General features: G+C 61.9%; 18 protein-coding genes and 1 pseudogene. 12 read left to right on the top strand and 7 right to left on the bottom strand.

Going from position 1 to position 17594, the window contains the following annotated elements:
- The first annotated feature begins 75 nt into the window (after positions 1 to 75).
- Positions 76 to 1149, top strand: coding sequence for an ABC transporter permease (locus ABD059_RS12235; protein ID WP_343880386.1), 1074 nt, complete (start codon positions 76 to 78; stop codon positions 1147 to 1149).
- A 40-nt stretch (positions 1150 to 1189) separates the two neighbouring features.
- On the top strand, positions 1190 to 1897 hold the full coding sequence (locus tag ABD059_RS12230) for an ABC transporter ATP-binding protein (RefSeq protein ID WP_343880384.1): 708 nt from the start codon (positions 1190 to 1192) through the stop codon (positions 1895 to 1897).
- Positions 1898 to 1932: 35 nt separating this feature from the next.
- Here the strand turns inward: ABD059_RS12230 and ABD059_RS12225 are convergent, their stop codons facing one another.
- Both ABD059_RS12225 and ABD059_RS12220 read right to left on the bottom strand, forming a co-directional pair.
- A complete protein-coding gene (locus ABD059_RS12225) occupies positions 1933 to 2682 on the bottom strand; it encodes a glucose 1-dehydrogenase (RefSeq protein ID WP_343880382.1) in 750 nt (249 codons plus the stop codon).
- Positions 2683 to 2787: 105 nt separating this feature from the next.
- The gene (locus tag ABD059_RS12220) at positions 2788 to 3207 is read right to left on the bottom strand and encodes an Hsp20/alpha crystallin family protein (RefSeq protein WP_343880380.1); all 420 of its coding nucleotides are present in this window, start codon (positions 3205 to 3207) and stop codon (positions 2788 to 2790) included.
- Between the two features lie 418 nt (positions 3208 to 3625).
- On the opposite strand from ABD059_RS12220, the gene ABD059_RS12215 reads away from it, so the two are divergent.
- The 3 genes from ABD059_RS12215 to ABD059_RS12205 all read left to right on the top strand — a co-directional run bounded on the left by ABD059_RS12215 (position 3626) and on the right by ABD059_RS12205 (position 6953).
- Entirely contained in the window at positions 3626 to 4627 is a 1002-nt protein-coding gene (locus ABD059_RS12215; RefSeq protein ID WP_343880377.1) for an ATP-binding cassette domain-containing protein, read from the top strand.
- Entirely contained in the window at positions 4624 to 5427 is an 804-nt protein-coding gene (locus tag ABD059_RS12210; RefSeq protein WP_343880375.1) for an ABC transporter permease, read from the top strand. The genes ABD059_RS12215 and ABD059_RS12210 overlap by 4 nt, the downstream gene beginning before the upstream one ends.
- A 104-nt stretch (positions 5428 to 5531) precedes the next feature.
- A complete protein-coding gene (locus tag ABD059_RS12205; protein ID WP_343880373.1) occupies positions 5532 to 6953 on the top strand; it encodes an acetamidase/formamidase family protein in 1422 nt (473 codons plus the stop codon).
- A gap of 5 nt (positions 6954 to 6958) precedes the next feature.
- Here ABD059_RS12205 and ABD059_RS12200 read toward each other — a convergent pair whose 3' ends face one another.
- Positions 6959 to 7981: a LacI family DNA-binding transcriptional regulator gene (locus tag ABD059_RS12200; protein ID WP_343880371.1), complete on the bottom strand. Its 1023-nt coding sequence runs from the start codon at positions 7979 to 7981 to the stop codon at positions 6959 to 6961.
- 181 nt (positions 7982 to 8162) lie between these two features.
- Between ABD059_RS12200 and ABD059_RS12195 the strand changes: the two are divergent.
- From ABD059_RS12195 to ABD059_RS12185, 3 genes and pseudogenes are all read left to right on the top strand, one after another.
- Positions 8163 to 8602, top strand: a pseudogene (locus tag ABD059_RS12195) (carbohydrate ABC transporter permease); the annotation flags it as partial.
- Between the two features lie 38 nt (positions 8603 to 8640).
- Positions 8641 to 9621, top strand: coding sequence for a glycoside hydrolase family protein (locus tag ABD059_RS12190; protein ID WP_343880369.1), 981 nt, complete (start codon positions 8641 to 8643; stop codon positions 9619 to 9621).
- The gene (locus ABD059_RS12185) at positions 9618 to 10838 is read left to right on the top strand and encodes a serine hydrolase domain-containing protein (RefSeq protein WP_343880367.1); all 1221 of its coding nucleotides are present in this window, start codon (positions 9618 to 9620) and stop codon (positions 10836 to 10838) included. The genes ABD059_RS12190 and ABD059_RS12185 overlap by 4 nt, the downstream gene beginning before the upstream one ends.
- Positions 10839 to 10886: 48 nt before the next feature.
- Here ABD059_RS12185 and ABD059_RS12180 read toward each other — a convergent pair whose 3' ends face one another.
- The 4 genes from ABD059_RS12180 to ABD059_RS12165 form a co-directional block, all read right to left on the bottom strand.
- Positions 10887 to 11066, bottom strand: coding sequence for a hypothetical protein (locus tag ABD059_RS12180; protein WP_343880365.1), 180 nt, complete (start codon positions 11064 to 11066; stop codon positions 10887 to 10889).
- A gap of 620 nt (positions 11067 to 11686) precedes the next feature.
- Positions 11687 to 11989: a DUF4193 family protein gene (locus tag ABD059_RS12175; RefSeq protein ID WP_377959543.1), complete on the bottom strand. Its 303-nt coding sequence runs from the start codon at positions 11987 to 11989 to the stop codon at positions 11687 to 11689.
- Between the two features lie 74 nt (positions 11990 to 12063).
- Positions 12064 to 12873, bottom strand: a complete 810-nt coding sequence (locus ABD059_RS12170) for a CPBP family intramembrane glutamic endopeptidase (protein ID WP_343880363.1) — start codon at positions 12871 to 12873, stop codon at positions 12064 to 12066.
- A gap of 534 nt (positions 12874 to 13407) precedes the next feature.
- On the bottom strand, positions 13408 to 13818 hold the full coding sequence (locus ABD059_RS12165) for a Rid family hydrolase (RefSeq protein ID WP_343880361.1): 411 nt from the start codon (positions 13816 to 13818) through the stop codon (positions 13408 to 13410).
- An 81-nt stretch (positions 13819 to 13899) separates the two neighbouring features.
- Between ABD059_RS12165 and ABD059_RS12160 the strand changes: the two genes are divergently transcribed.
- The 4 genes from ABD059_RS12160 (at position 13900) to ABD059_RS12145 (ending at position 17582) form a co-directional block, all read left to right on the top strand.
- On the top strand, positions 13900 to 14298 hold the full coding sequence (locus tag ABD059_RS12160) for a winged helix-turn-helix transcriptional regulator (protein ID WP_343880359.1): 399 nt from the start codon (positions 13900 to 13902) through the stop codon (positions 14296 to 14298).
- Between the two features lie 99 nt (positions 14299 to 14397).
- On the top strand, positions 14398 to 15762 hold the full coding sequence (locus ABD059_RS12155) for a hypothetical protein (RefSeq protein ID WP_343880357.1): 1365 nt from the start codon (positions 14398 to 14400) through the stop codon (positions 15760 to 15762).
- Between the two features lie 127 nt (positions 15763 to 15889).
- Positions 15890 to 16804, top strand: a complete 915-nt coding sequence (locus ABD059_RS12150; RefSeq protein WP_343880355.1) for a metal ABC transporter substrate-binding protein — start codon at positions 15890 to 15892, stop codon at positions 16802 to 16804.
- Positions 16797 to 17582, top strand: coding sequence for a metal ABC transporter ATP-binding protein (locus ABD059_RS12145; protein WP_343880354.1), 786 nt, complete (start codon positions 16797 to 16799; stop codon positions 17580 to 17582). The genes ABD059_RS12150 and ABD059_RS12145 overlap by 8 nt, the downstream gene beginning before the upstream one ends.
- Positions 17583 to 17594: the final 12 nt, after the last annotated feature.

Raw genomic sequence — 17594 nt, 5'->3', positions numbered from 1 at the left:
TTCACCTCAGAGTAGAAATGGGCCCTCAGGGGCTGCCGACCTACTCGCTGACCTGCATCGAAAGAGGAACACAGCATGTTTTTAGCACTACGAGACATCCGTTTCGCCAAGGGACGTTTTGCCCTGATGGGATCCGTCGTCGCGCTGATCACGCTCCTCCTCGTCATGCTGTCCGGTCTGACCGCCGGGCTGGCTAACCAGTCGACGTCTGGGATCGAGCAGCTCGACGCTACAACCATCGCGTTCGGCGCTCCCGACGGCGATGAGCCCAAAGCTTCCTACCCGGAATCCCAGGTGAGCGTTGATCAGCTCCGCACCTGGCAACGGGCTGACGGAGTCCTGGAGGCGGAAGCCTTGGGCATCAGCCAGGCACGGATCCAATCCGGGGGGACCTCCAACGCCGCGGTTTTCGGAGCCGTCCCGGATGGGGCGCTTGCTCCGGGCCAACTACGCGCCGGCAGCGTGGTTGTCAGCCGCCAACTATCGATCGACCTGGCGCTCGCCGTCGGGGATACCGCCACGATCAACGGCACCGATTTCCAGGTGGCGGCCATCATCGACGATCAGTGGTACAGCCACACCCCGGTAGTCTGGACAACCCTGACGGATTGGCAGCACCTCTCGCGCATCTCTGACCCGAATGTCATCGGAACGGTCATCGCCGCCACTTACGACGACGCTGCGGGCCAACTGCCCGACCTTGACGCGGCGGCCCGAACCACCAGTACGACGACGACTGAGAGCTTCGGCGCCCTGGCCTCCTTCGGATCGGAAAACGGATCGTTGAAGATGATGCAGGGTTTCCTCTACGGGATTTCGGCTCTTGTGATCGTCGCCTTTCTTACCGTGTGGACCGTCCAGCGCACCCGCGACATCGCTGTGCTCAAGGCCTTGGGCGGTTCCAACAGGTACATCCTCGGCGACGCGATGACCCAGGCAGCGATTGTCCTGATTGCGGGCGCCAGCCTTGGAGGAATCCTGGGGTTGGGTGGCGGATTCATTGCCGTCCAGGCCGCACCCTTCACCATCTCACCAGCCACCACTCTGGTCCCGATCGTCGGCATCGTCGTGTTGGGGTTGGCCGGATCAGCGCTGGCGGTCCGACGCGTCACCAGAATCGACCCGCTGATCGCCCTTGGCGGCAATTAGAACCATCGATAGTCATCCACCGAGCAAAGAGGGACACCCCATGAACGCGAACACCACAGCCGCCCTGAATCTGGTCAACGTGACCCTTGAATACCCCGATGGCGACTCGGGCACCCTCAAGGCCCTGGACAACGTCAACCTTGCAGTCGCCGCCGGAACGATAACCTCACTGGTCGGACCGTCCGGCTCTGGTAAATCCAGTCTGCTGGCGGTTGCGGCGACCCTTGTCCGCGCAACCAGCGGGCACCTCGCTATCAACGGAATCGATGCCACTCCGCTGAGCGATCAGGACCGAACAACTCTGCGCCGTGAGGAGGTGGGGATCATCTTTCAACAACCCAACCTTCTGGCATCACTCACGGCCCTGGAGCAGCTCATCATCGGAGAACACCTGCGTGGCACCGCACCCCGAGCCGCCCGCCCGCGCGCAATGGAAATGCTCGATATTGTTGGCCTGTCCGATGCTGCCAGCCGTCGCCCACATCAGCTATCCGGTGGGCAGCGTCAGCGCGTCAACATTGCCCGAGCCCTCATGGGAGAACCATCAGTGCTGCTGGTCGATGAACCCACGGCGGCCCTGGACCATGAGCGATCCGATTCGATCATCCGGCTGTTGTGGAGCATCACCCGGGAATTCCGGGTGGCAACCGTCATGGTCACCCACGACACCGAATTCGTTCCGCTTACCGACGCTGTAGCCACCATGCGTGATGGCAGGCTCTCCGCATCCGAACTCATCGCATCCTAGAGACTGCGTGAGCCACGGTGGCGCTGACAGCAGGTTTATCGGCTTCCATCGGCAGGGGTGACTGTTCCGGCGGTGTCCCCGCCGTCGATGACGAACTCGGCACCTGTGACGAAGGACGATTCGTCGGACGATAGGTAGAGGACAAGGTTGGCCACTTCTCCGGGGTGGCCCACCCGGCCGAGTGCGACCCGGCTCATGTCCATGGGCACGTTTTCGGTCATGGGTGTGGAAATGACACCCGGATGAATGGAGTTGACTCTGATTCCGTAGCGCCCCAGATCAAGTGCGGCGCTTTTGGTGAGCCCACGCACACCGAACTTCGAGGCGGTATAGGCCGAGATCGCCTCATAGCCCCGGATCCCGGCTATCGAGGAGATGTTCACTATCGAAGCACCTCTGGATCGCTTGAGTGCTGGAATTGAGGATTTGATGCCGATGAAGGTACCCGTCAGGTTGATGCCAATAACCCTGTCCCACTGCTCCAGCGTGTAGTCCTCAATGGGCGCGAAATCCACGACGCCGGCATTGTTGATCACCACATCCAAAGCACCGAATAGCTCAACGGCAGCGCCGACCGCTGCTTCCCAGTCCTGGGGGCTGGTCACATCCAGATGTACGTAGTGAACCCCGGAGCCTATCCGTTCCGCCGTTTGCTGGCCTTCGTCATCGAGGACGTCCCCGATGACAACCTTCGCTCCTTCGCCATGTAGGCGGGCGGCCACTGCGGCTCCGATGCCGCGCGCACCCCCACTGATCAGAGCCACTTTGTCGATGACGCGGTCCATGTCTCGTTCCTTTCGGATAGTCGGATAGTCGGATAGTCGGATAGCCCGACGGTGTCGGTGCAGCGGTCGACGCCGTGCACGGCTTAGGCGGTACCTGGTCGCCGGTCAGCCACGGCTGATGGGGACCTTCTTCGGTGTGGGTGGCTCAGCGGGTTCTTTCGGTACCGGCAAGCGCACCTCAAGCACCCCGTCGACATACTGGGCCTTGATGTCTTCTTCCTTGACCCCGACGGGAAGCGGCACAGTGCGGCTGAATGAGCCATAGCGGAACTCGGAATGAAAATTGTCCCCGTCTTTATGCTCCTCGCGTTCTTTCCGTTCGGCACGGATGTTCAGGAATCCCTCGTCCAGGGTGATTTCGATGTCCTTATCGGGATCGACGCCAGGCACTTCTGCCTTGACTACCAGGTGGTCGCCGTCAACATATTCCTCTACGCGGATCGGCGTCGCACCCCGTTTGGTATCAAACAGGCGGTCCATGGAATTGAGCAGGTCCATCGGTGACCATCTCGACAGATCAGACATGGCAAGTCCTCCAGGGCTAGGGAATCGCGATGGTCCCGGCAGGGACCTATGGTCCTCTCAGTAAAGACCAGCCCAAAAAGTCTCGACAGGGACTAAAGCCCCGACCTTCAGTGTTCGGGGAGCAGCTAGATCTGGCGGATGGAGGCACGCCAACTGCAGCCGCCACCGTGAGGCATAACGCTACGTCCGCCGCCGGAACCTGTACCGGTTAGCGACCGCCACAGCCGGAGAAATCTGCCGCGTGTTTTCCCTCCTGTGTGACTGACATAGCCCGAGCAGATTGCTGTTCAGCTTCTCTTGACTGCGAGGAGCTATCCTTCTCTCATCGACGCAGCACGCCAGCATGTTCTGGCCTCGCCGAAGTGTCCTGACAGCACATGATTGACGAACACTCCTTGTGGGTGGAAAGAGGACCAAGATGGCACTCAGCGAAGTAGCGATCAGTGCAGACGGTGTTGTCCGTCGCTTTGGTGAGGTGAACGCCGTCGACGGCGTCAGCCTCACCGTCCAGCGCGGGGAAATCTATGGGTTCCTCGGGCCGAATGGGGCAGGCAAATCCACGCTCACGCGTATCCTCTGCACGTTGTTAAAACCGTCAGCGGGTCGGGCGACAGTGGCAGGCTACGATGTCGACACAGAACCCGGGCAGGTGCGCCTGCGCGCTGGCGTCGCGCTCCAGGAAGCCGCGCTGGACGAGCAGCAGACGGGGGCGGAAATGCTCGCGCTGCAAGGCCGCTTCTACGGCCTCTCCAAGAAGGCGACGAAGTCGCGGGTGAGCGAGCTGACGGAACTCGTTGATATCGGGGACGCGCTCAACCGCAGAATCTCCACCTACTCAGGGGGAATGAAACGGCGGCTCGACCTGGCGCTCGCCCTCGTCCACGACCCGGAAGTGCTGTTCCTCGACGAACCCACCACCGGCCTCGACCCGGTGAGCCGAGCCAAAGTGTGGCACGAAGTGCGGCGCCTCAACGACGAGTTGGGAATGACAGTATTCCTGACCACCCAATACCTGGAGGAAGCTGACGAACTCGCTGACCGCGTCGGCATCATCAACAAGGGAAAACTGGTGGCGGAGGGAACACCCATCGATCTCAAACGCGCCATCGGGACGGATGTTGTCACGGTTACCCTTGGCGGCGATGCACTCAAGGCGCGGCAGACCCTCGAAAAGCTGGACCTGGTCGAAAGGATCGACGGCAGTGGGGAAACCCTGACCCTGAGTGTCTCCGACGGCCCATCAGCGATCAGCCCCATCGCTGTGACCCTGGCGCAGGTGTCTGACGTCGAAGTTCTCGAACTCTCTCTGCGCCGCCCCTCACTCGACGATGTTTTTCTGTCAGTAACCGGCGAGCACATTACCGACTCGAGCTCGACGCTCGGCACCTCAGTTTCCTCCCATTCGCAGGAGTCCTCATGACCACGGCAACCACCACAGCGTCCCGGATAGAACCCAGGAGCGCAGGATTCCTCCGCGACCTCATTTCCGTGGCCGGACGGGCCCTTCGGGCTATCCCGCGCGAACCTGCCGCTGTTATCCCCGCCCTGGTCATTCCGCTCTTCTTTTTCGTGGTCAACATCGGCGCGTTGGAACCCGTCGCTCAGGCCACGGGAGTGGAGGACTTCAGGGCGTTCCAGCTACCGGTGGCCATTGTCTTCGCTGTCACGGGAGTATCAAGGGCCAGTGGCCTCGTGACCGACATCAGCAGCGGCTATTTCGACCGACTCCTCCTGACTCCCATGCGCCGATCGGCCCTTCTTCTTGGGCTAATGGTTGCCGATCTGGCCCTGGTCATGGCTCTCTGCGTTCCAGTACTGATCCTCGGGGCCATCGTCGGCGTGAACTTTGCTACCGGACTCCTGGGAGTGGTTGGATTCGTTGTCCTGGCCGGCCTCTGGGGTCTGGCCTTCACCGGATTCCCCTACGCCATCGCCTTGCGGACAGGCAGCCCGGCGGCAGTGAACTCATCGTTCCTGTTGTTCTTCCCCTTTGCCTTCCTCACCACGTCGTTCCTCCCGAAGGAAGCGCTCACGGGTTGGCTCGCGACCATCGCCGACTACAACCCGATCACCTATCTGCTGGCGGCCCTCAGATCCCTGCTGACAGATGGGTGGATCTGGGCTGACCTCTGGCCGGGGCTCCTCGCCATCCTGATCGTCGGGGCCATTAGCTTCACACTTGCGTTCGGTGCGCTCCGCGGACGCGTCTCCAGGGGATAGGCGGGGCGGATTGGACGCCCAACCCTCAACGACTTCTGGTTGACATTCACCCGAAACAAACCCTCAGTACGGTCAGAAAAAACGACCTCCGGAGGGAAATGATCATGAGTGACAGTTTCAAGAGGGAAGCAGCTGAAACCCTGGTCAAGGGGCTGGGCCGGCGAAAATTCATGGGAGTCGTTGCGGCGTTCGGAACGCTGACTGCAGTCACTGCATGCTCATCGCAGGCGGTGGGCGCCGGGTCGGCTGGTTCCACGTTGACGGCGGTGCCGGCAGCAGCGGGAGGCTCGGGGAGCGGGGGCTCCGGCGGCGGCGGAAAGACATCACCGACGAGTGGGTTCGGGCAGATCCTTCAACCCAACAGCGGCACGATCATGGGTGACGCCTACCTGGCCTCCACCCCCGAGGACGTCCTGTGGGGATACGTGCCCACGGTACATGCCACGCCGGTGATGACCATCCGCTCCGGCCAGACGGTCACGATCGACGCCATGTCCCACGAAGGGATCCTCGAGGACCAGGGCCGGAACCCGCTCGAATACTTCGGTGGACTGGGGGTGCCCGAAAGCAGCATCCTCCAGGACGCGGTAAGCATCGCCGCCGAGTACAACCGCACGCCCCGGGACTTCGACGTCGACGGGCCACACATCGTGACCGGCCCGATAGCTGTCGAGGGGGCGCGGCCGGGTGATGTGCTGAAGATCGAAACGCTCGAAGCCGTCCCGCGGGTTCCCTACGGGGTGGTCTCCAGTAGGCACGGCAAGGGCGGGCTCGCGGTGCAGCAGGAGGTACAGCCGCCGGACGGCATCAGCCTTGAGGAAGTCATGCCTCCCGTCGACACCGACAACAGGTCCTCCGGGGTCCCCTCTGACTATGGGAACGTCTCAGTCTTCACGGCCATCGAGGACGGCAAGGGGGTCATGACCAGCGGTGACATGTCAGTTCGGTTCCCGCTGCGCCCCTTCATGGGCATGATGGGAGTGGCTTTCGCCGAGACCGACGGGCTGACCTCACAGGAGGCGAATTCGGTGCCGCCCACGCTCGGTGGCGGCAATATCGATATCCGGCACCTGGGTGCCGGGTCGACTTTTTACCTGCCGGTCAAAGCCGATGGGGCATTGTTCTACGTGGGCGATCCGCACATGGGAATGGGCGACGGCGAGGTAGCCCTGACCGCGATGGAAGGGTCACTGCGCGGTACTTTCCGGTTGACCGTCTGCAAGCCCGGATCCGGGGATGCCCCCTCAGTTGCCTATACGTACCCGTTCGGGGAGACCAGCGATGCCTGGATCCCCATTGGACTGTCGGATCCCGATGGACTGGATGGCGGTGGGGTCAGCGGAGATCTGAACGTCGCGATGCGCCGGGCCATCGTTAATGCCCTCGATTTCCTGCAGAACGATCGGGGCATGGACCGGGCTGTTGCCTACGCCTACCTCTCCGCGGCGGCGGACTTCGCGGTGTCCCAGGTGGTCGACCGCACGGTCGGCGTCCACGGGCTGATCAGGAAGGCCGACTTCGGGTAGCGGTTCTAGCCTTGCCGGATGGAGGCACGCACAATGACGGGCATCTCCACGAGATGCTCACCGTGGGGGGCCGATCCGTCCAGGAGCAACTCGACCGCGCGGGCGCCCATTTCCTCGTGGGGAAGGGCGATCGTGGTCAGGCCGGGACGCAGGTAGGAGGCGATCTCGTCGTTATCGAACGAGACGATCGAGACGTCGTCGGGCACCCGCAGCCCACGCTCCGTCAGCGCCTGATAGGCACCGAAGGCGAGAGGGTCATTCAGGCACAGCAGCGCCCGGGGAAGTGCCCCCTCTGCCAGGAGTGCATCCACGAGGGTGTACCCGTTGGCGGGTGCCCAATCCCAGACAGATTCCTCCCTCATGAAGCTCAGGCCACGCTCCCGCATCTCGTCCCGAATTCCCGCCAGGCGACGGGCGACAGTTGTTGACCGGAAGAGATCCCGCTCGGTCACTTCGTTGTGGCCGAGGAGCACAATGCCCTCGTGGTGACCGGCGTCCGCGAGGAGCGCGACGGCTGCTCGTCCACCGCGTTCCTCATCCGGCAGGACCGAGGTGGCGTGGCTATCGCTGACCGCGTTGAGCAGCACCACGCGGGTCTTCTCGGGGAGGGTCGGGACCATTACTTCTCGTGAGCGCGTGGTCGCGAGGATGATGCCGTCCACCTGTCGATCCAGTAGAGCGGCAATGGCTTCGGTCTCGCGGGTGGGGTCACCGCCGGTTTCGGCCAGCAGGATGACGTGCTCCGCCCGTTCGGCGGCGGCCAACGCGCCCTTGATCAGACCGCTGGCGAAACGGGTGGTGGCGACGGTGTCGGAGATGAAGCCGATGGTCTGGGTCTTGTCGACCCGGAGACTACGGGCGGCGACATTTGGTCGATACCCCAGCTCCGCGGCGGCGCGGTGGACCCGGTCGTGGGCGTCCTTGGAGAGTCTGGTGTCCGGCCGGCCATTGAGAATCATTGAGGCAGCAGAGGACGACAAACCGGCCCGACGTGCGACGTCGGCAAGGGTCACACGCTTGGTGGTCATCAAATTCCTCCTGCTCGATGCTAACTGTTGATAACGACTTGGCAAACTACTTGCGCAATCCGGATTTAGGCTCCAAGCTAGGTGCTGAATGGATTTAGCATTCATCATTGTGGATCTCGTGCAGAGAATCATCGACGAAGGAGTCACCCATGAATTCACCACTACGGCGCCCTGGCCGCCGTCGATGGGTACCCTCAACACCCAGTGGGCCGTGATCTTCCCGTTGTTGGGCCTGTTCATGCCGTTCAGTGTGTTCTGGATGCGCGCGCACTTCATCAACGTGCCGAAGGAACTGTCCGAGGCTTCCCGGGTGGATGGTGCCTCGATTTGGCAGGAGTTCCGCCAGATCCAGCTCCCGCTCGCCGTGCCCGCGCTCTCGGCGCTGGCGATCCTGCTGTTCCTCTGGACCTGGAACCAGTTCCTCCTACCGGTGGTTCTGATTGCCAACCCGCTCGATCGCACCGTGGCCGGTGCACTGACCTTCTTCCAGGGGCAGTACTCGCTGAGTATTCCCCTCCTCAACGCGGGGGCGCTCCTGATCATCACCCCGGCGATCATCGTGTTCCTGATCTTCCAGCGCCAGTTGTCCGCGCCCTGCTCCAGGGCGCAGTGAAGGGCTGACGCCGCTTCACCTCCCGCTTCAACTAAGGACCACCACCATGAGCTTCACTCTCGCCGACCACTGGGTCTGGGATTTCTGGCACGCCGACGACGGCGACACTCATCACCTCTTCTACCTCCACGCGCCGAAGTCCCTGGGGGATCCCAATCTCCGGCACCGCAATGCCCTGGTGGGGCACGCGACGTCAACGGACTTGACGACGTGGGACGACCACGGGGTGGTGCTCGAACCGGGGGAGGCCGACTCCTTCGACGGGAGCGCCACCTGGACCGGCAGCGTGGTCCGTGGTGACGACGGCGTGTGGAACATGTTCTACACCGGGTCGCGGTTCCTGTCCCCGGATGCCATCACCAATGTGGAGACGGTCGGGCGGGCTGTGTCGTCGGATCTGGCGTCCTGGACGAAGCAGTCGAACCAGATCCCGGCGGATCCCCGCTGGTACGAGACCTTGCCCGACGGCACCTGGCATGAAGAGGCGTGGCGAGACCCGTGGATCCACCGTGACTCCACCGGGCTATGGCACATGTTGCTCACCGCGCGCGCCCGACCAGGAGCAGGGCGGGACAGCGGAGTCATTGGGCATGCGACGTCGCCCGATCTGGAGCAATGGACAATGCAGCCTCCACTGAGCGAGCCAGGTGCAGGGTTCGCCCACATCGAGGTTGTGCAGCTGGTGACCATCGACGGTCGGCACGTGCTTCTCTTCTCCTGCGATACCGGACACCTCGCCGGTACGCGCCAGGCGGAGGGAGCACCGGGCGGTATCTGGGCGTTACCCCTGGAATCGGACTCGCTGGAGGGAACCCTCGACACTGCTGCCGCGGTTCGGCTGACCAACGACGATCTCTACGCAGGACGTGCGGTGCAAACCCGATCGGGGCAGTGGGTGCTGCTGGCGTTCGAGAACGTTGACCGGGACGGCACCTTCATCAGCGGTATTTCGGATCCGTTGCCTCTGTCCTGGGCGCCAGATGGATCACTCACACTGTCAACTGCACGAGCAAAGGTCAACGCGTGAGCGACGCCAACGGTATTCACGGCTCAGCCGATGAGCGCTTCGCCTCGGTGCGGGACGCTTTTGCGGCTGCCTTCGCAGGGCGGCCCCGGATGGGCGCTGCCCTGGCGGTGCACCACCAGGGCGAGCTCGTGGTCGATCTCTGGGGCGGGGTGGCCGACGCCCGCGACTCCACACCCTGGACCCGAGACACCTCAACGGTTGTCTTCTCCTGCACCAAGGGGATCATGTCGATCCTCATCGCCCGGCTCGTCGAGGCCGGCCGGCTGGACTACGAAACACCGATCACTGACGTCTGGCCGGAGTTCAGCGCCCACGGAAAAGGTGGGATCACCGTCGGTGATGCGCTGGCGCACCGCGCCGGTGTTTCAGCACCCCGCCGGTCGGTGAGCCTTGAGGAAGCACTCGACTGGGACATCATGACCGGGCTACTTGCCGGGCAGGAGCCACTGTGGGAGCCCGGATCCGGGTACGCGTATCACGCGCTGACGCACGGCTGGATTACGGGTGAGATCATTCGACGGGTCACCGGGAAGATGCCGGGTGAGTACCTGGCTGAGACTCTCGCGGGGCCGCTGGGCGCCGAGCTCCGGGTGGGTGTCCCTGTCGACGAGCAATCGAATATTGCGCATCTTGAGGCGGGGGAGAGCCTCCGTGAGCTGGTCCAGATGCAGATCGCCGCTGCTGACCCTGGAGTCATGGACTGGCCCAACCACGCGATGACGCTGGGGGAGGCTTTCCCTCAGGAATTGGTGAGTCCCAGTTCCGGTTTCAACCGCTCCGATGTCAGGGCTGGTTCGTTCCCGGGAGCTGGCGGCATTGCAACAGCGCGCGGCCTGTCGGCTGCCTGGTCGTCGGTCATCCACGACACCGCTACCACCCGTCGGCTCGACCCGACGGTGCTGAAGCGTGCCACCGAAGCAGGGAGCGAAGGGTCACCGGTGTTCCCTGCGCCGGCTCCGTGGCCGCGTTGGGGAGCGGGCTTCCAGCTCGATTCCGAGGCACGGCACTACGTCTCCGCCGACGGATTCGGCCACGATGGTGCCGGTGGGCAGGTGTCCTTCGCTGAGCCCGACTTGGGTTTGAGTATCGCCTTTGTAACCAACTGGATGGAAGCTGGCGACGATCAAAGGGCGACGAGAATCGTTGACGAACTCAGGAATGCCGACCTACGGATCGGCACCTCAGGATTGGGACTATCTCATCCCAGCTCCGGATGATGGCACCGTTTTTCTTGCCCCAGTACTCTGCCGGGTCCTTGAGCTAACCTACGGGGGTGGCAGGAGGGTATTGAAGCGTTGCTGTGGTTCGCGGGCTTCACGGCTGGTTCCGCCAGCCCTGAATATACTGTCGATTTCCCGGTCGATGATCTGGAGTTCCCGGATCAGGTTCTTGTCAGTGCCGATCAGTTGAAGCCCTCTGATTGTGAGCTCATTGGTATAACTCATTTGCGCTTCCTTTTCGCGGGCCTGGCGTCGACATCAGGACACGATTGATCCGGGGTGAAGGGGTTGGGGGCAAGGAGGTGCGTGGGTTTTAGGCGTACCAAAACCAGCCCGGCGGCTCCCAAGCCGCAGGAGGATTGTGGCCACTGAACTCTCCGCATCGCATACACGTGTAGTTCACGCTGCCCGGCCGTAGGCGCCCTGACGGGAGGATCTGAAAGGGGACAAACTCCTCGTACTGCAAGTATTTGGCAGTGTCACAGCTCGTGCAGAAGGGTACGTTTGGAGCGATATGTGCGGGCTTCATGGCGGTCGTTCCCATCCTGTCGGTAAGGGACTTGCACGATTCGGCAGAGGTAGGGGGTCATACCGGATCGAGTGGTGTCCTGATCTGTTCAGCATGCGCAACCGGTTCTGGAGGGGACAGGGTCTAAAGTCCCTTGATCCTTAGCTGATAGCGGGGAGCGAGTTTCAAAATCGCGGGCCCATGAAGTGTCGCTCCTGGGCGAGAAGCTGGGATGTAAAAACGCCTGGCGGTGGTGGGGTTTCGCGCCGATAGGGTCCGAGGCCTCTATTCCCCGTAAGGATGAGCCCCCATCCAACGGGCCTCGGAAGTCCGGTGGTCAGGACTCGCAGTCGGAGCAGTACAACAATCCAGCTCTTTCACGGGTGAGCTGAGACTGGTGATGGACCAGGAAGCATGACGAGCAAACAAATTCGTCCTTGCGCGGAGGGATGACCTGGATCACTAACTCGTCGGTGATTTCCTCACCGGTCGATGCCTCGGGATCGGCATCGTCGCTCTCTTCGACTTCCCTGATCGCGCTCATGGCCGTCGGAGCTTTGGCCGCTTGCAGCTCTTCCAGAGATACCTCCTGAGCCTCCTTAACTTCCGTGCGCAAGTCGTCGTAATCCATTGCCATCATCACCACCCCTCACCGTGTTCAGGACCCGTCGTGTTATGTGGCCCTTGATGTTTGCCGTCCGTGTTGTGAATGGTTTAGGTGAGGGCGGGCGTGTGGCGTTCACGTCTGCCGACCACGATCAACGTGATCAGGCCGACAGCCGGGACGATCACGAGAAGGGCGAGACCAGCCACCCCGGACACGGTCGTTGAGTCTCCTGCTGGGAGGAACAAAGAGGTGTCCCAAAGGCCGTGAGCGAACATCGAGACGACCAGCAGGCCGCTGATCCTGCGGAACGAGTACAAGATGATGCCCGAAAGGGTGGCCAGGAGGACCTGGTTCAACACTGCCAGTAAAGGTGACCCAGTAATAATGTTCGTTAGGTGGAACAGCCCAAACGCAATCGAGGTGACAATGGCGGCGGTGGCTTCGCTGCGGCCCTTGGTCCGTGTCCCCCTGAGGAGAATTCCGCGGAACAGGGTTTCCTCGCAGAATCCAACGAGTACACCGGTGATGAGGATTGGGGCGACGATGGCGGGATCGAGACCGGCCCAGTCAACAAACACCAGGTGGACAACAATGGCGGCAACAAATACTGCTGCTGCGATATGTAGGATCCTCGGGCCAGTAAGCCGGTTGTGGTCCCGGAAGACGCCGTCCCACCTCGCCCATGCCAGGAACCCGATCAGGAACACCGCCCCTAGGGCCAGGGGAAGGACGGCGGTACGCCACACATTCGGTGCTGAACTGAACCATTCCGTATAAGGAATTCCTGAACTGGCGGCCGTCGCGGTGAAGATCGTTGCATAAACAACCACAACGCCGAGGCCTATCCACAATGAAGGGGAGACCCGGGGAGGGGGCTTGGTTACGGTGCCAGGGGTGGAAGCTGGAATTTGTGCCATGGCTAATTCTTCCTGCAAGCGCCATGCCTTATCGCAGCGATTGCAGGCAACATACTGCCAACCAATGACGGGCACAAGAGTCTTTTCTACAGAATGTAAAAGAATTTTCCTGTGGCCGACGAATCGGTTAAACCGACAGTCAAGGAGCATCAGGACTGGCGAGAACGTAATCGAATCTCCAACAGGCAGCATCGCATGACCACGGTCGGAGTCTTCTCCCAAGCCCCGCGGGGTCGCTCTCCGAATCGCTATTAATCTCGATCATGGGTTAGTCGACCAACGTGGCTGCTGGTGGTCCAGAGGTCCGCCCATAAAGGATTCAGCGCATCGGCACGGTGGGTGTTCCATCCCGCCGTCAGTTTGTGCGTTGACCCTTTTTGAGGCCGGACGTTTGTTGCTATTGTCCGGGCATGGAGATGGCTAACACGAAGCGATCCTTCTTTCCCATCCGGGACACTCGGACCCTCTATAGTCGCCCACTGGCGGGTTGGTTGGTCACGATGGGAAGTCTGCACCGCGACTAACCGGACGACCTCAGTCAAGAATGGCGGTTGCTTCAACTTCGACAAGCACGTCGGGTTCGAAGAGGTAGGCGACGCCGATAAGGGACGCAGGTGGCATCGGAAGGGGCAAGCCGATTTCATCCGCCACGGCCTCGATGCCGGCCATGAAGGCTTCGATCTTGGTGGGGGTCCAGTTGGTCACGTAGAAGGTGAGGCGGACGACGTCCCCAAACCCCGCGCCGACACTGGCAAGTCCTGTGTGGGCGTTACGAAGGGCCTGGGCTACCTGGCCTGCAAGATCACCAGAGGCCACCGGCTTGCTGTCGGCAGTGCGTGCGATCTGACCGGATACGTGCACATGTCGGGTACCAGTAGCGACGGCAACGTGATGGTAGGGCACGGGCTGCATGAGTGTCGTGGGGGAGGAAAGGTGAACGGTCATCGAAGAGCTCCTTGTGTGGATTGTTGGTATCTCAGAGATACCTTGTGAGCGGCGGTCACTTCAACGAAACTAGGTGTCATGATGACTACCAACAGCACTGCAGCTGACCGGTTCGAGATTGGCGCTCCGCATCGTGACCTCCTGGATCAGGTGCTCGATAAGTGGTCTCTTCTTGTCCTCAATGAGCTGTGCGAGCGGCCGATGCGCTTCAGCGAATTGAGGCGCATCATCCCCGCGGTGACGCAGAAGTCACTCACCGCCACGTTGAGGCGACTGGAGCGTAATGGCATCATCCGCCGCGTCTTGCTCAGTACACGACCCGTGGCGGTTGAATACAGCATCACGCCGCTCGGTAAGACTCTCCGGCCACCGGTGGAGGTAATCCTCGACTGGGCCGCCGAGCAAATGCCGCTAATCGAGCAGGCGCGGCGCCGCTACGACGACGAACTAGATCGGCCAGTCGCCGAACAGTTGCGCTGACGAGCATAACCATCGACGCGGCAACATTGCGGCAGGGGTCGGTGGGATGAAGGCCGTTGTTGTTTGCGAATGAGAAGCATTATCATTTAGAGTGCTGGTATGTCGATTACTAAACCACCACTTGCCCTCTCCGTGGCCGTTGCTACGGCCCTCCTGTTATCCGCGTGCGCCTCCGCAACGCCGTCCGATTCGAGCGACTCTGCACCCTCCGCGGGAGGTTCCGCCTCTGCGGCAGCATCCGAAGAGCACCCCGCCGAAGGAGAAGGCCAGACCGAGGTCGCCGCTCTTGCTCCTCGCGCCGTTCTGACCTATGACGGCGGGGTGATGACCGTCGACACCGAATCAGGTGAAGTACTTACCACCACCGAAATGGATGGCTTCCTGCGGGTCAACAACGCCGGAGATGGCCGGCACGTCATGGTTAGCTCCACTGAGGGCTTCAGCCTCTTCGATTCTGGTCTGATCGCTCAGGGCCATGGGGACCACAACCACTACTTCGAAAGCGCACCGACCCTCACCGAGACGACCGTTGAAGCCCCTGAGCCCGGCCACGTAGTAGTCCATGACGGTAAAACGGCCCTCTTCTCCGACGGCACCGGCGCTATCACGGTGATGGACTCCGAAGCTCTCGCGGATGGCGAGATCGGCGACGATGAGATCCAGGAATATTCCACAGACAGCGCTCACCACGGTGTTGCTGTTCCGTTGACGAGTGGGGATCTTCTCCTGACGCAGGGAACCGCCGATGGTACCAATACTATTCAGGTGCAGTCTCCGGAGGGCGAGGTCATCGCCGAGACCACTGATTGCCCCGGCGTCCATGGTGAGACCGCAGCCGCTCCCACGGCTGATGGCGACGTCGTCGCTCTCGGTTGCGAGAACGGACCGGTCGTTTTCCGGGATGGAGAGTTCCACAAGGTCGCTGTCGAGGAGGACTACCAGCGATCCGGTAACCTCTTCGGTCACCATGATTCGTCGATCATCCTTGGCGACTACAAGACGGACCCCGATGCTGAGAAGGAACGCCCCACACGGATCGGGCTGTTCGACACGCTCTCCGACTCGGCCACCACCGTTGACCTCGGATCGTCTTACTGGTTCCGCTCCCTCGCCCGCGGCGCGGAGGGTGAGGCACTGGTCCTAACCTACGACGGGCAGCTGAACATCCTTGATGAGGAAACCGGCGAAATGATCCACGAGATAGACGTCGTCGAGCCGTGGGAGGAGCCCGAGGAGTGGCAGTCACCCGGCCCGATCGTCAAAGTGGGCGCCGATGGTTTCGCCTACGTGACTGACGCCGCTACCCAGCAGCTTCACGTGATCGACGTCGAAGCTGGCACTGTTCTCGACAGCTTCGACCTGCCTGAAATCCCCACCGAGCTTGCCATCGTCACCGGAGACCCTGAATCCTCCAGCCATGAAGACCATGATCACGATCATGAGGATGAGGAGCACGAAGACTAAGAACCCGTGTCGCTTATAGCGGGCACGGCGCCCGGTTTCTGCTGACCTTACGACCCAATGCCCTGCGGTCTCGAATCATCCGAGACCGCAGGGTTCCGGTCCATTACCCATGATGAGGAAACCGATGATGGCTGTTTTGCGTCGCTCACTCGCACTACCCGTTGTACTTGCACTCACTCTTTCCGCCTGCGGCCCGACCGCAGGCGTGAGCGGCGACGGCGATGCACCTCTGGACGCGTTGGCGTCCTTCTACCCACTGCAGTTCGTGGTGCAGGCGATAGCAGGAGATGCTGTCGATGTCGGGTCGGTGACACCGCCGGGTGCCGAACCGCATAACCTGGAGCTTTCCCCGGCAATGGTCAGTGATCTGGCTGAAGCTTCGGTGGTCGTGTACGCGTCCGGGTTCCAGCCCGCAGTAGATGAGGCCGTCATCCAGGTCAGCCCAGACCACGTCATCGACGTGGCCGGTTCAGCGAATCTGCAAACGGCTGACGGATCCAGTCTCGACGACGGCTCGGGGACCGGCTCGGCGGATCCGCACTTCTGGCTCGACCCCCAACGGCTCGCCGCAGTCGCTGAGCAAGTGCAAACGACTCTCAGCGAGATCGATCCCGACAATGCGGCGACGTATGGGGCCAACGCGGACCAACTCACCCAGGAGCTTTCGGCGCTGGATGAGGAGTACAGGACCGGGCTGGCCGCGTGCGCGCGGGACACCATCGTTGTTTCGCACGAAGCCTACGGATATCTGGTCACGAACTATGGCCTGGAGCAGATGGGCATTGCAGGAATTGATCCCGAAGCAGAACCTGCGCCCGCACGGGTCGCAAAGATTCAGCGGGTCATCGAGGGTGAGGATGTGACAACTATTTTCACCGAGTCCCTGGTGAACCCCAAGGTGGCAGAAACGATTGCGGCGGACCTGGGGATCCAGACCGCGGTCCTCGACCCTTTGGAGACTCTTGCCGATCCCAGCTCCGATTACCTCACCGTGATGCGGAGCAACCTCACCGCGCTGCAGGAGGCACTCGGCTGTGAGTAGTCAGACGAACGCTCCGTCAGCGGTCCTCGTCGAGGATCTCTCAGTGGACCTCGGCGCTGGGCCGATTCTGAGTGGGATCAACCTGCGGGTGTCCGACGGCGAGACGCTGGCCCTCTTGGGTGCGAACGGGTCCGGGAAGACCACCCTGGTAAAGACGATGGTGGGCCTGGTTCCGCCTGCTTCCGGCCGGGTGGCACTCTATGGCGCGGACATCTCTGACCGAAGCAAAGTGCCGTGGGCGCGCATCGGGTATGTGCCACAACGCGTGAACACGGTCCCTTCTATGTCGGCGACGGCTGAAGAGGTAGTGATGTCCGGATTGCTCAGCGGCAGGTGCCTCCGGCCTCCGCGCGGGAGCAGGGCTTTGGTGCGGGACGCCCTGGGGGAGGTGGGCCTCGCCGAGCGTGCGGGCGAGAGCGTGCACTTGTTTTCGGGAGGTCAGCAGCAGCGGGTGCTGATCGCTCGTGCCTTGATTCGCAAGCCTCGACTCCTGATTATTGACGAACCCCTGTCCGGAATCGACCGGACATCCAAGATTGCCCTGGCGGCAAGCCTGCAACAACTGCACACAGCGGGGGCGACGATCCTGGTGGTCCTCCACGAACTCGGCGAACTGAGCAGCATGATCCAGCGTGCCGTAGTCCTTGACCAGGGAAAAGTGGTGCAGGACGGCCTTCCGCCTGGGTCGACCGGGAATGACCCCGGGCACCACCACCCGGACGCTCTGCAGACCGGCCGGCATCCAGTGCCTGAACTCAGGATGGGGTGGCGAAAGTGAACACAGAATTCT

Source organism: Arthrobacter flavus, assembly GCF_039526005.1.
Taxonomy (GTDB): Bacteria; Actinomycetota; Actinomycetes; order Actinomycetales; family Micrococcaceae; genus Arthrobacter_D; species Arthrobacter_D flavus.
This window is presented reverse-complemented; position numbering and strand designations above follow the sequence as displayed.

Bases quoted from the DNA above. Each gene is read 5' to 3' on its own strand.
- ABD059_RS12190 (WP_343880369.1), top strand. From the start codon at position 8,641: ATGAGCTTCACTCTCGCCGACCACTGGGTCTGGGATTTCTGGCACGCC.
- ABD059_RS12150 (WP_343880355.1), top strand. From the start codon at position 15,890: ATGGCTGTTTTGCGTCGCTCACTCGCACTACCCGTTGTACTTGCACTC.
- ABD059_RS12165 (WP_343880361.1), bottom strand. From the start codon at position 13,818: ATGACCGTTCACCTTTCCTCCCCCACGACACTCATGCAGCCCGTGCCC.
- ABD059_RS12205 (WP_343880373.1), top strand. From the start codon at position 5,532: ATGAGTGACAGTTTCAAGAGGGAAGCAGCTGAAACCCTGGTCAAGGGG.
- ABD059_RS12170 (WP_343880363.1), bottom strand. From the start codon at position 12,873: ATGGCACAAATTCCAGCTTCCACCCCTGGCACCGTAACCAAGCCCCCT.
- ABD059_RS12180 (WP_343880365.1), bottom strand. From the start codon at position 11,066: ATGAGTTATACCAATGAGCTCACAATCAGAGGGCTTCAACTGATCGGC.
- ABD059_RS12220 (WP_343880380.1), bottom strand. From the start codon at position 3,207: ATGTCTGATCTGTCGAGATGGTCACCGATGGACCTGCTCAATTCCATG.
- ABD059_RS12155 (WP_343880357.1), top strand. From the start codon at position 14,398: ATGTCGATTACTAAACCACCACTTGCCCTCTCCGTGGCCGTTGCTACG.
- ABD059_RS12215 (WP_343880377.1), top strand. From the start codon at position 3,626: ATGGCACTCAGCGAAGTAGCGATCAGTGCAGACGGTGTTGTCCGTCGC.
- ABD059_RS12210 (WP_343880375.1), top strand. From the start codon at position 4,624: ATGACCACGGCAACCACCACAGCGTCCCGGATAGAACCCAGGAGCGCA.
- ABD059_RS12230 (WP_343880384.1), top strand. From the start codon at position 1,190: ATGAACGCGAACACCACAGCCGCCCTGAATCTGGTCAACGTGACCCTT.
- ABD059_RS12235 (WP_343880386.1), top strand. From the start codon at position 76: ATGTTTTTAGCACTACGAGACATCCGTTTCGCCAAGGGACGTTTTGCC.
- ABD059_RS12200 (WP_343880371.1), bottom strand. From the start codon at position 7,981: ATGACCACCAAGCGTGTGACCCTTGCCGACGTCGCACGTCGGGCCGGT.
- ABD059_RS12225 (WP_343880382.1), bottom strand. From the start codon at position 2,682: ATGGACCGCGTCATCGACAAAGTGGCTCTGATCAGTGGGGGTGCGCGC.
- ABD059_RS12160 (WP_343880359.1), top strand. From the start codon at position 13,900: ATGACTACCAACAGCACTGCAGCTGACCGGTTCGAGATTGGCGCTCCG.
- ABD059_RS12175 (WP_377959543.1), bottom strand. From the start codon at position 11,989: ATGATGGCAATGGATTACGACGACTTGCGCACGGAAGTTAAGGAGGCT.